This window comes from Streptomyces sp. enrichment culture (genome assembly GCF_964273145.1).
Taxonomy (GTDB): domain Bacteria; phylum Actinomycetota; class Actinomycetes; order Streptomycetales; family Streptomycetaceae; genus Streptomyces.
In genome coordinates this window covers 1-10,883 of the sequence record NZ_OZ186876.1, presented here as the reverse complement: position 1 = coordinate 10,883, position 10,883 = coordinate 1, and the positions used below count along the sequence as shown (strand labels likewise).

Genomic DNA, 10,883 nt, shown 5'->3' with positions numbered 1-10,883 from the left:
TGCGGCGCGTAGTCCGTCATGGGGTTGTAGCCGCCCGCCAGCAGCTCCTTGGCCTCCTGGCGCAGCTCGCCGGCCGTGGTCCGGCCGACGCCCACCGCAGCCTCGATCTCCTTCAGCTCCACGACGTCGACGTGGTCGGCGGATCCCCCAGCGGCCAGGATCATGCGAGCCACCCGCCGGGCCTTGCGCTGGCGCGGGGTCAGGTCCGCCCAGTCGTCGGCCGTGGCCGCCTCCGCCTCCAGCACCGCGATCCGCCGCCGGGCCTCAGCCGCCCGAACCCGCGCCGTCTCCGCCTCGGCGGCGGCCTTCTCGGCGTCCCGGATAGCCTGCGCCTTCAACGCCCTCTCGCGCGCCGCCTTCGCCTCGGCCTCTTCCCTGCCGGCCTCGGCCTGGGCCGCCGCCAGTTCGTCCTCCTTGGCCTTGCGCTTGGCCGCCGCGGCCTTCTCCGTCTCCAGCGCCGCTTCCTCGATCTCGGCCGCCCGGCGCGCAGCATCCGCCCGGGCGCGCTCCTCCAGCGCCTCCCTTTCGGCCTTGATCCTCGCCAGCTCGTGCTCCGCCGCCCGGCGCCTGGCCTGCGCGGCCCGCTCCGTCTCCACCGCCTCCTCTTCCGCCTCTGCCGCCAGGCGCTCCCGCTCCCGGCGGCGGCGCTCCGCCTGCGCGTCCGCTGCGGCCTTCTCGGCCGCCAGCTCGTCCTCCTTCGCCCGGCGCTTGGCCGCCGCCACGTCCGCCTGCTCCCACGCTTCGGCCTCGATGTCGGTCTGGCGCTCCGCCAGCCGCCGGACCCGCTCCGCCTCCGCGCGAGCGCGTTCCGCCTCTGCCCGGGCGCGCTCCGTCTCCGCCTCGGCCTGGGCCGCCGCCGTTCCGGTCTGCGCCGTGATCTGGTGCCGGGCCGCCTCGACGCGTCCGGCAGCCGCCGCCTTCTTGATCTCCAGTTCCGCCTCCCGCTCGGCGGCCTCCGCCTCTGCCAGCGCCCGGCGCTCCTCCTCGGCGCGGGCCCGCTCGGCGGCCTCCGCCTCCCACTGCGCCGGCAGCGCCAGCGCCTGCTCCACCGTGAAGCCCTTCGGCGCCATCGTCATGGGCAGAAGCTGCACATCGCTGGCCCTGGACAGGTCGCCGCCCAGCTCCTGCTTGAGCCAGACGCGGTAGCCCTCCAGGTCCTGCTCCCGGCGGATCATCTCGGCGTAGGAGCGGACGTTGGCCAGCCGCATGCGCCGGTACAGGCGCGCCGTTGCGGTGGGGGCCAGCAGCCAGCGGTGAAGCGGGATCCGCTCGGTGACCTTGCCGTCCTCGATCTGCGCGGCGTGCAGGACGAGATGACGCAGCGCTTCCACGCCGACCACGAACAGGCAGGGCATCAGGCCGTGCCACAGGGCCCGTACGGGGTCCTCCGCCAGGCCCTTGCTGCCGCTGGTGGCGTTGAGCACGACCGTGGCCAGGGTCATGCCGTGCGCAGCGAGCCTCAGCAGCGGCTTGGGGATGCGGCGGTGGGTCAGGTACAGGTCCAGCGCCAGGAAGGCAAGGATCGCGCCGTCGATCCCGACCGGCACCCAGTAGGAGAGCGCCTCGGAGAACCCCTTGGCCTCGGCGGCCACGCGCAGCGTGTCGTAGGACGAGGCGAACCCGACCCCGGCCACGACCAGCATGCCGAGCGCGATCACGGCGGCCAGGATCCGGCCCGGCCACTTCCCCAGGCGGCCAGGCCCCCGGCCGGCCCCGGCCGGAGCACTCCTGGGCATATCCGAAGCGGCCGTCCCGGCCTCTCTGGCGGCCTGGCCGCGCGCCGGAGCGGCCGGGGCCGCGAGCACCCCTCCCCGGCCATCCCCTGGCACCCTCGGCCCGCCCAGTCCCTGCGCTGCCGGAGCGTCCCCGGCTGCGCCCGGAGTGGCCTCCCTGGCCGCCGGAGTGGCCCCGGCCGTCACCGGAGCGGCCCCGGCCGTGGGCACCTCTCCGGCCTTGCTGTGGTCATCCGTCAGCACGTCACGCATCCCGGCAGTCTGCCTCCTTGCCACCCCGGCCGGAGCACCGACCCGCGTATCCGGAGCGGGATCAGGTGCGGCCGGAGCCGGGCCGGGCGCGGCCGGAGCGCCTTGGGGGCGGTCGCGCGGGGAGTCGTCGGCGGGGGTGGGCGGGTAGGTTGCGGGGTGCGTCACGGGTGCCTCCGTGTCGTGGTCGGGACCGTGTGCGGCACGGTCGTGGCCGGCCGGGCCGGGAGTTCGCCGCTCCCGGCCCGCCTCGGTGTTCAGTGGTTGGTGGTCGTGGTCTTGCCGAACCAGCGGGCGTGGTTGTGGGTGATGTAGGTGTCGCCGCCGCGCACGGCGCGGCGTCCGCTGGTGGCGGCTAGGACGGTGGCGAGGCAGACCGCCCACAGCAGGCCGCTGCTGGTGATGGCGGCGAGTGGGGCGAGGATCTGGCCCAGGCCGTAGCCGACGCCGGCCGCCGCCGCCCCGGTGCCGGCCCCGGCCGCGAGGACCAGCTGCGCGCGGGAGTCGATGAGCGGCTGCGGGGTCAGGTCGCGGGGCTGGGTGGCGGGCACCGCGGCGAGCAGGGCGTCGGCCTGTGAGCGGGAGACGGGGACCATGCGGCCGTAGGCGTCCGGCACGTACACCACCGGCTCGGTGGTGCGGCGCTCGCCGGACAGCTCCACCGGGCCCGTCAGCGGCGCCTGGACGGGCGCCGTGAGGGGCGTGCCGTAGGGCTGGGGGAGGTGCGCGGCCGGGGCGTATGGGCGGGGGTCGAGGGGGTGGGACACGGCTCGTGCTCCTCACGGTGAGTAACTGTCAGGCGGGTGTCAGGGAGGGGGATTTCTGACAGTCAGAGGCACTGTCAGGGCTTGTCACGTGCGATGTCCCGTGACTTCCCTATAGGCCCCTGGCGGGCCTGACTGTCGAACGTCAGGCCCGACCGTGACTGTCAGGTCGTCACGCACGGTGACCTCTAGGCGGGCTGGAGGGGGGACTGGAGGATCGTGTACTCGCCGTGCCCGTCGCGGCGGATGACGCCCAGCTCGAGGAGCCGCTTCAGCTCGCCCTGGAGCCAGGGGCGCTTGCGTCCGGCCGCCACGGTGGCGGGGATCAGGTCGGCCGGCTCGAACTCCAGGCGGCCCTGCCGCATCCAGCCGTCCAGCTCTACGCAGAGGATGTGCCGGGCCTCCTCGGTCGACGGGCGCTCCCCGTCCTCGAACTCGATCTGCGAGTCGGGGTCGGCGGAGGGCACGTCGTCCTCCAGGCGCAGGTGCGCGTACGGGGCGTCGGGCTCGGGGTCGGCGGGGATCGCGCCCAGGATCTCGGCGCGGGCGTCTTGGAGCTCCACGGCGGCGGCCTCCTCGATGTCGGTCATGTCGGTGTCGGTCTCCAGGACGTAGGCGGAACGGTCGGCGGCCGGGCCCGGAATCGCGGACAGCGCGGCCGGAGCGGACCTCGTCATGGCCGGAGCGGCCGCCTGCACGCCCGGCGTGGTGCGGTTGGTGCCGCGGTGGGGGCGCTGCGCGTACGCCTGGCCCAGTGCGGCGGCGGTCGGCTCGTCGAGCGGGTCGCGGACGGCGGCGGCGGCCTGCACCAGCGCGGCGAGCGTCTCGCGGTCGGTCAGGGCGGAGCGCACCTCCGTGGTCCACCGCGCCTCGGGGATGCCCATGCCGGTGGCGAACGCGTAGCCGGGCCGGGAGCTGCCCCAGGCGGGAACCGCGCCGGCCGCCGTCACGTGATCGGGGAGGCAGAACGAGGCGTCGCCCGGGTCGTCGACGCCGAAGCAGGCGGTCGCCTGCAGGTTGGCGCGCACGTCGGTGGAGACGTTGGTCCAGGTGGCGCGCTGGAGGGAGACCACCAGCCAGATCCCGACCGACCGGGCGGCGCGGGCGATCTTCTCCAGCTCCTCGAAGTCGGCCAGGTCGGCGGCCTCCTCCAGCCACACCACAACGGCGTTCAGCGACGAAGCGGGTGACCACTGGTCCAGGCCCTCGTCCGCCAGGACGTCGCCGCGGGCCTTGATGGCGGCCGGGAGCGACCTCAGCAGCCGCTTGGCTTCCTGGGTGTCGGTGACGAACCAGTCCAGGCCGTCCTTGATGTGCCCGACCGTCTGCCGTCCCTTGGCCACGTCTACCAGGAAGACGCTCATCTTCCGGCGGCACATCAGGTGAGTGAGCACGGTACGGGCGAACTCGGACTTGCCTGCGCCGGTCACACCCATGACCAACAAGTGCTGGAGGATGTCCGCGGCGAACGGGTTGATCGACCACACCTCGCCGTCGGCGTACAGGCCGACCGGGATCGGCTCGGTGGGCAGCAGACCCAGCGCGCGCGGCGGGGCGAACGGCACGCCGTCCTTGAGCAGGTCCGCCACTCGCATGGAGATCGTGCCCCGCGCCGCGTTCTCCGGGTCCGGGGTGACGATCACACCGGACGGCGGGACGTGCAGCACGGCGGCGGCCTTGTTGGCCGTGGACTGCACGTCCTCGATCGTGGCGCCGTCGGTGACCTCCACCTTGGCTTTCACGGTGCCCTTGCCGGTGCCCTTGGCGTCCTTGACGGTGACCTTCTCCCAGCCGATCGCCTCCGCGAGCGCGCCCAGGCCGCCGTTGGTCTCCTCGGCGACGTCGCCGGAGGCGCCGTTGCGCATCAGCTGGCGCACGTTCCACGAGGCGGCGAACAGCCCGCCGCCGATCAGCCAGGCGTCCAGCAGCGGGGAGCCGAACGGCCCGGCGGCCGTGGCGCAGGTCAGCCAGCCCATCCCGGCCGCCACGCTCGCGGTGGCCTGCGCCCGGCGGAACGCACCGAACTTCGTCGCGGCCGGCGTGGTCTTCCACGTCACCGCCGCCAGCCCGGCCCCGCCGACCGCCAGCGCGGCCGACGCCAGCCCGGCCGACAGCGGAGCATCGCCCCACATGCTGTTGGTCGCCCACCCCGCCAGCGGCGGCAGCGTCGCGGCGCCAACCCACGGCGCCGCGTACGGCAGCGCCTTGCCGGCCAGGTGGCCGACGACGTGCCCGAAAAACCCGCCCCTGCCGACGGGCACGATCTCCGTCGTGGTGTTCACCGGCACCGCCGCGGCGGCGGTCTTGCGGGAGCTCTTGCGCGGTGCCATCAGCCCTCCCCGATCGTGAACTCACGGCGGGTCTTCTGGCCGTTGCGGCGCTGTTTGGCCTCCTGCTCCGGCTTGACGAAGTGCCGGTCGAAGGCGTGCGCCATCTTCAGCGCACCGACCCCGAGCGCCTTGGCCGCCTCCGCGGACACCTTCAGGTGCGCGGAGACCAGACGGGCCTTGACCCGGGAGGAGGCGCCGAAGGTGTACCACTTGCCCTTGTAGGTCGACAGCACCCCGTTCAGCTCCTCGGCGCGCATGCCCAGGATCAGGTGCAGCTCCCGGCCCAAGTGGTTGATCGCCTTGGCCAGCGCGTAGATGTCCTTCTCCGATCGGAACTCGATGCGCTCCACCATGTAGATCAGCCGGTCGCCCTGATGCCGGTCGCTCCCGCCGCCGGCCGCGTCGGCCCCCGTGCCGCCACCGCCGCCACCGCCGCCGTTGCCGCCGCGGCCGTTGATGTTGACGTTGACCGGCGGCACGAACGACGAGCCGAGGCCGCCGACGAACCCGCCGGCCGCCGCCCCGGCCGCGCTCGCCGCGCGGGCACCACGGCCCGGGCCCGAGCCGTTCGGCGCCTGGCGGGGCGGGGCGGTCGGCGGCTGCGCCGGGCGCGGCGGCGCGAAGGCGGGGTCGTCCTGCCAGTTGTAGGGGGTGCTCACAGCTCGTCCTCCACGAGAGTCGTGCCGCCGAACCAGATCGGCTGGCGGACCTGGACCAGCTCCAGGTCGGGGTCGTCGGTGTCGCAGGCCGCCTCGGCCCGCTCGATCAGCTCGTGCGCCGCCAGGAAGCGGGCGGTGGCCAGCGCCGCGTACAGGTCGGTGGGCCGTAAGCGGGTCCGGGTGGCCAGGCGCAGCGCCAGGCGCGCCACGTGCGCGCCGCGCTGCGCCGCAGAGGCCAGCCGGTCCATCAGCGTGATCCGCCGCTGCCCGTACATCAGCGCTCCCCGGCGTCGTCGGCGGGCAGCGCGGCGGCGATCGCGGCGTACGCGCGGGCCACGTCCGCCCACAAGGCGCCGGCCCGGGCGAGCGGCTCGGTCTGGTGCCGGTTGTCGATGCTGCGGGCGGCACTCTCGGTACGCCTGGCCAGCTCCTCGGCCTGGAACGCGGCCTCCGTGGCCGTCGCCAGGGCGTCGGTGCGGGTGTTCATCGGTGTCCTCTCCGGGGCCGGGCTGTCCGCCCCCTGCGCCACCACCAGCCCGGTACGGGGCTGGTGATGACACAGGGCCGTCAGCCCTGGCACCTGCACTCGCATCCGCCGCGCGGGCTCACCGAGCGCCTCCCGCACGGACCAGGTAGTCGGAACCGGTCCACACCGAGCCGACCGGGAACGGCTGGCCGTCCGGGCGCAGCACGTCGCGAACGATCACCGCGAACCGAGCCGCCCGGCGCCGCAACAACCGCGCCGCCTCAACCGGGTCGGTGACCAGCGCCAGCACCTCGAACACGCCGTCGACGTTCTGGTAGACCGCGCCCACCTGACGGGGCCCGATCTGCTCCTGAACCTCGCTGCTCACCGGGCACCCCCCGCCTGCTGCGCCGCCTGCGCCAGCGCCTCGGCCAGCCGGGCCGCCGCCTCCTGCGCCGCAACCAGATCGGCCTGCGCCTGCGCCCTGGCCGCCTCCAGCTCCGCCTCCGCCTGCTGCCGCGCCAGGTCCTCGCTCATGCCGCCGCCCCGATCCACGACGCCAGCCGCACCACCGCGGCCGACTCGTCCTGGAAGCCGATGTCCTCAGCGTTCCTGCTGTGCTCGTCAGCGCGCGGGGCCACCTGCGCTAACACCATCTGGTCTGCCACGATCGACACGTTGGTTCCCTCTCTCATCCAGGGGGTTCCGACAGGGCCCGGTGTTGCGAGCACCCGGCCTGCCGCCCGGTCGGTGTCGTTGGCACCGGCCGGGCTTCCAGTCCCATGACTGGGGGTCTGTCCTGAGACTGACATCTGGCGCGGCGGCTGTCAACAGTCCTAGGATTTGTGGTGTACTGATCGTGTCGAGAGAAGGGACACCGATGGCTACGCCACGATGGCGCCAGCTGGCCGATCGCCTAGCGGCACAGATCGCGGACGGCACGTACGGGCCGGGCGACCCCCTGCCGTACATTCGCGACCTGGTGGAGCAAGGGGAGGGGTCGAAGGCGCTGGTTCACCAGGCGTTCCGCGCGCTGGAGGCGGAGGGATTGGTGGTCAGCCGGCGCGGCAAGGGCACCTTTGTCCGGCGCCAGAGGCAGCAGGTACGCCGGGAGCCGCAGCGGCGTTACCAGTGGGAGAAGGACCGTGCACTGCTCCCGGAGGAGGAGCGCGCAAAGACGGGCGCCACCGAGTTCGACACCGGCCTAGAGCTGCCGGAGCTGCGGTTCCACTCGCGCTACACCACCATTCCAGCGCCCCCTCAGATCGCCCGCCGGTTCGACGTGGCCGACGGCACCCTGATGCTCTGCCGCCGCTACTGGACCAGCTCACGCGACGAAGACGCGCCCCTGAGCTTGATCTACTCCTGGCTGGTGCACGAGGTCGCGGCCCAGAACCCTGACCTACTGAATCAGGACAACGAACCCTGGCCCGGCGGCACTATGAATCAATTGCTGACCATCGGCATCGAGGTCGACCACATTGTCGACGAGATCAGCACCCGCTCACCCAATACAGAGGAAACCGAGATTCTCGCGCTTGACTCAGGCGTACCTGTTCTCATCCTCAAGAAAACATCTATCGACACGAATGGGAAAGTCGCCGAATATAGTGAAGTCGCCTTGCCCGGCGACAGAACACAAATGGCTTACACCATTCCCTTGAAAAGGTGGAAGAAAAATTGAGCCTGATTTCTGTCCTCACCCCGGTACGTGGAGACGGAGCAAAATTCTTGCCCGAAGCGTGCGCTTCCCTCACAGCCCAGGAGATGCCCCCGGGGTGGGAATGGGAATGGGTTATCCAACACGATGGTCTAGAGGGTGCAGACGCAATTTCCGCACTTGTCCCGGACGACCCGCGCATATCCATTTCGGCCTCCCGACGCGGCGGTCCGGAGGTCGCCCGCACCATGGCCCTGGCCCGGTCGGAGGGCGAACTCGTCAAGGTGCTGGACGCTGACGACCAGCTCACGCCCGGCGCGCTGGCTCGCGATGTGCAGACGTTGACCGAACATGAGGCAATCGGCTGGACCACAGCGCGTGTCCTGGACCTGCTGCCCGACGGCAGTCACCGCGGGTTCGAGGGCGATCCGCCGGCAGGCCGCATCGAGCGGGGATCGGTGCTGGCTCACTGGCGCGCCCACCACCGGGCGCAGGTCCACCCCGCGACGCTGTGTATGCGGCGCGACCTGGTCGTGGCTCTCGGCGGGTGGATGGCGCTCCCGGCCTCCGGCGACACCGGCCTGCTGGTAGCTCTGGATGCCGTACGTCCAGGCTGGTTCACCGCCGAAGTGGGGCTGCTGTACCGCAAATGGGAGGGGCAGATCACCGCCGCCTCCCAGCACCGAGGCGGGCCCGAGTGGGAGGCTCGCATGCGCATCATCGAAGCCCGCGGCGACGCACTCGCCCGCCTCGCCTTCTAACGCCAAAAGCCCCGCCAAACGGCGGGGCCTGACGCTTCGCCCCCGGGCGGCCACCCGGGGAGCGGAGGAAGCACTCCAGCAAGCCAAGCAAGGAGCTCCCCTTGAGCGTACGAGATGACTGGACCTGCAGGCCACAGCACACGACCTGTGTGGAGGTGGCGCGGTGATTCAGCACATGAATCTGGTGTTCCAGGCCGGCGGGCTGACCGTGGGGGAGGGCGCGTTCCTGATGGCGTGCGCGAACCACACCGATGACCGGGGCTATGTGATCGCGCACATGCGCCAGCTGGCGGACGAGGCGCACATGTCCCTGCGGACTGCGCAGTCCACGCGGGCGAAGCTGGAGCAGCGCGGGCTGGTCAAGGCCGCGCCCCGGTTCAGCCCGAAGAACGGGGCGCAGATCGCCAACCTCTTCAGGATCAACCTGGACCGTCTGGCGCAGATGCGGCGCAAGCGGACGGACTACGGGCCGACGCTCGTGGAGGAGCTGACGTTCGAGGCTCCGGAGGAAAACCCCAGGTCAGACCCCCATGCAGATTTCGCACCCCCCCATGCGAGATCTGCACCCCCCCATGCAGATTTCGCACCCCCCCATGCAGATTTCGCAGGGGGCGGGGGTGCGAGATCTGCACCCCTTCTCCCTCCCTCTTCTGCTCCCTCTTCTCTCTCTCCCGGCGCGGGGACCGCTGACGCCTCAGTGGACGACTCGCCGGTCGGAGAGAGAGAGAGCGAGGCTGCGCCCGAGGGACAGACACCCTCTGGGGCTGAGGTGCCGGAGCAGCGAGAGCGATCCGGGCAAGCGGCAGCAGCGGGCCGGATCGTGGACGCGTACGCGGCTGCGCTGGGGCGGCCGGTGCTGTCCGGCACCCGGCGGCGACTGGAGAGCCAGGCGGTCGAGCTGCTGAAGCAGGGGCTGCCGGAGGGCTGGCTGTGTGAGCGGGCGCGGGAGTTGGCGGCGCGCGGCTGGTCGGATCTGGTCCGGCATGCGGAGCGTTCGACTGCGCCCATCGAGGGGCAGCGCGCGGAGCCGGGTGCGCGTCGTGGTCTGCCGGAGTGGTGCGGAGAGTGCGGTGAGGGCACGGCGGCTGCCCGGCTCAATCCGCGGTTTCGGACGCTGGGGGAGCTGGGGGGCGGGGAGCTGTGCCCGCGTTGCCACCCGGACCGGGTTGCCCCCGTACCCGCGTAGAGGGCGCTGTGCGGCTGCCTGACGGCCTTCCGCCCTGTCCGGGCCCCCTCTGGGCGGGGCGGGGTGGGAAAGGCGCTCAGATCGCCGCACAGCGGTTCCTCGGCCGTGGTCGGACCCTTGTCTGCCGTCGTTCTGGTGCCCGGGGCCGCCGGCGTCGTTGTGCCCGCGGTGGGCGGGTTACCGGGGGGTGGGGCGTGGCGCCGGTCCGGTGCCCAGTGCGCGGCGTCCGGTGTTTGGGGCGGGGGCCGGACCGGTGGTGACCGGACCGGCCTCGGGAAGCAGCTCGGCGGCGAGGCGGGCGCGCGGTGCGGGCGGCAGCTCGGCCTCCGTGCCGGAGGCGCGGTCCGGCCCGGGACCCAGTGGACGGCGGTTGATCATGCGTCGATCATCCCTTATCCGCATTCACCACTGCGCAGCGGAATTCCATTCAGCGGTCCCGTGTTGCCCAAAAGGGTTGCGGATCCGCTGTTTTGTGTTCGGGGGCGAGTAAATATTTCGTCAGAGGGTGGGCGGTGGCGGCGGGTTGGATTTCCCGCGACGTTTGGAATTTACTCGGACTGTCTGACGGACCGTCAGATAAGGGCTCTGCGGGGTGTGGTGGCGGCTCGTCGCGCTGGCCGGACGGCTGGCCGGGCGCGGGCCCGAAGCGGCCTCCGAGCATCCCCGGACGGGTATCTGCCCAGCTCAGAGCCGGGGCGAGCAACTCGGCGGGGAGGACCAGGACCAGGACGCCGGAGGGCGAGCACCGGGGCGAGCACCCCCTCGGGGGTGTCCCCCCGGTCCGCCAAAGCTACATGCTGTATCAGAAGTGATGCAGCCTCAGTCCAGAGTTCAGCCCGGCCCCGAAATGAGGCACATTCCGTGACAGACGCGCCGAGTCGCCCCCGCTCCACCTGACCCCGGCCACCCCCTCATCCAGCCAGCCGCCCGCGTAGCGGGCTAGTCCGGGAGCGCAGCGAACGGACCCCCACGGGCCCGGAACGGGCCCGTAAAGCTGCGCGTAGCGCAGCTCAAGCGCACGGGCCGCGCAGCGGCCCGTGCGCGCCTCGGCGCAGCCGAGGCGCAGGCCGGCCAC

General features: G+C 72.4%; 12 protein-coding genes. 3 read left to right on the top strand and 9 right to left on the bottom strand.

Annotated elements, in window-relative coordinates; translation table 11 throughout:
* The 9 genes from ACSU6Z_RS29970 to ACSU6Z_RS29930 all read right to left on the bottom strand — a co-directional run.
* Positions 1 to 1,658: DUF2637 domain-containing protein (locus ACSU6Z_RS29970; RefSeq protein ID WP_437050824.1), on the bottom strand; the 1,658-nt coding region annotated here is incomplete at its 3' end.
* 581 nt (positions 1,659 to 2,239) lie between these two features.
* Entirely contained in the window at positions 2,240 to 2,749 is a 510-nt protein-coding gene (locus ACSU6Z_RS29965) for a hypothetical protein (RefSeq protein WP_437050823.1), read from the bottom strand.
* 185 nt (positions 2,750 to 2,934) lie between these two features.
* Positions 2,935 to 5,076 (bottom strand): FtsK/SpoIIIE domain-containing protein, encoded by a 2,142-nt coding sequence (locus ACSU6Z_RS29960; RefSeq protein WP_437050821.1) that lies wholly within the window; start codon positions 5,074 to 5,076, stop codon positions 2,935 to 2,937.
* On the bottom strand, positions 5,076 to 5,735 hold the full coding sequence (locus tag ACSU6Z_RS29955; protein ID WP_437050820.1) for a hypothetical protein: 660 nt from the start codon (positions 5,733 to 5,735) through the stop codon (positions 5,076 to 5,078). Before ACSU6Z_RS29955 ends, ACSU6Z_RS29960 begins: the two co-directional genes overlap by 1 nt.
* Positions 5,732 to 6,010 (bottom strand): hypothetical protein, encoded by a 279-nt coding sequence (locus tag ACSU6Z_RS29950; protein ID WP_437050818.1) that lies wholly within the window; start codon positions 6,008 to 6,010, stop codon positions 5,732 to 5,734. Before ACSU6Z_RS29950 ends, ACSU6Z_RS29955 begins: the two co-directional genes overlap by 4 nt.
* Positions 6,010 to 6,222 (bottom strand): hypothetical protein, encoded by a 213-nt coding sequence (locus tag ACSU6Z_RS29945; RefSeq protein ID WP_437050817.1) that lies wholly within the window; start codon positions 6,220 to 6,222, stop codon positions 6,010 to 6,012. The genes ACSU6Z_RS29950 and ACSU6Z_RS29945 overlap by 1 nt, the downstream gene beginning before the upstream one ends.
* A gap of 118 nt (positions 6,223 to 6,340) precedes the next feature.
* Positions 6,341 to 6,589: a hypothetical protein gene (locus ACSU6Z_RS29940; RefSeq protein ID WP_437050815.1), complete on the bottom strand. Its 249-nt coding sequence runs from the start codon at positions 6,587 to 6,589 to the stop codon at positions 6,341 to 6,343.
* The gene (locus ACSU6Z_RS29935; RefSeq protein ID WP_437050814.1) at positions 6,586 to 6,738 is read right to left on the bottom strand and encodes a hypothetical protein; all 153 of its coding nucleotides are present in this window, start codon (positions 6,736 to 6,738) and stop codon (positions 6,586 to 6,588) included. Before ACSU6Z_RS29935 ends, ACSU6Z_RS29940 begins: the two co-directional genes overlap by 4 nt.
* The gene (locus ACSU6Z_RS29930) at positions 6,735 to 6,878 is read right to left on the bottom strand and encodes a hypothetical protein (RefSeq protein WP_437050812.1); all 144 of its coding nucleotides are present in this window, start codon (positions 6,876 to 6,878) and stop codon (positions 6,735 to 6,737) included. Before ACSU6Z_RS29930 ends, ACSU6Z_RS29935 begins: the two co-directional genes overlap by 4 nt.
* Before the next feature lie 203 nt (positions 6,879 to 7,081).
* Between ACSU6Z_RS29930 and ACSU6Z_RS29925 the strand changes: the two genes are divergently transcribed.
* From ACSU6Z_RS29925 to ACSU6Z_RS29915, 3 genes are all read left to right on the top strand, one after another.
* On the top strand, positions 7,082 to 7,885 hold the full coding sequence (locus tag ACSU6Z_RS29925; protein WP_437050810.1) for a GntR family transcriptional regulator: 804 nt from the start codon (positions 7,082 to 7,084) through the stop codon (positions 7,883 to 7,885).
* Entirely contained in the window at positions 7,870 to 8,622 is a 753-nt protein-coding gene (locus ACSU6Z_RS29920; RefSeq protein ID WP_437050809.1) for a glycosyltransferase family 2 protein, read from the top strand. The genes ACSU6Z_RS29925 and ACSU6Z_RS29920 overlap by 16 nt, the downstream gene beginning before the upstream one ends.
* A gap of 163 nt (positions 8,623 to 8,785) precedes the next feature.
* On the top strand, positions 8,786 to 9,808 hold the full coding sequence (locus ACSU6Z_RS29915) for a hypothetical protein (RefSeq protein WP_437050808.1): 1,023 nt from the start codon (positions 8,786 to 8,788) through the stop codon (positions 9,806 to 9,808).
* Positions 9,809 to 10,883: the final 1,075 nt, after the last annotated feature.

Coding starts and splice junctions, on each gene's coding strand:
- ACSU6Z_RS29935 (WP_437050814.1), bottom strand. CDS start 6,738: ATGAGCGAGGACCTGGCGCGGCAGCAGGCGGAGGCGGAGCTGGAGGCG.
- ACSU6Z_RS29960 (WP_437050821.1), bottom strand. CDS start 5,076: ATGGCACCGCGCAAGAGCTCCCGCAAGACCGCCGCCGCGGCGGTGCCG.
- ACSU6Z_RS29925 (WP_437050810.1), top strand. CDS start 7,082: ATGGCTACGCCACGATGGCGCCAGCTGGCCGATCGCCTAGCGGCACAG.
- ACSU6Z_RS29945 (WP_437050817.1), bottom strand. CDS start 6,222: ATGAACACCCGCACCGACGCCCTGGCGACGGCCACGGAGGCCGCGTTC.
- ACSU6Z_RS29950 (WP_437050818.1), bottom strand. CDS start 6,010: ATGTACGGGCAGCGGCGGATCACGCTGATGGACCGGCTGGCCTCTGCG.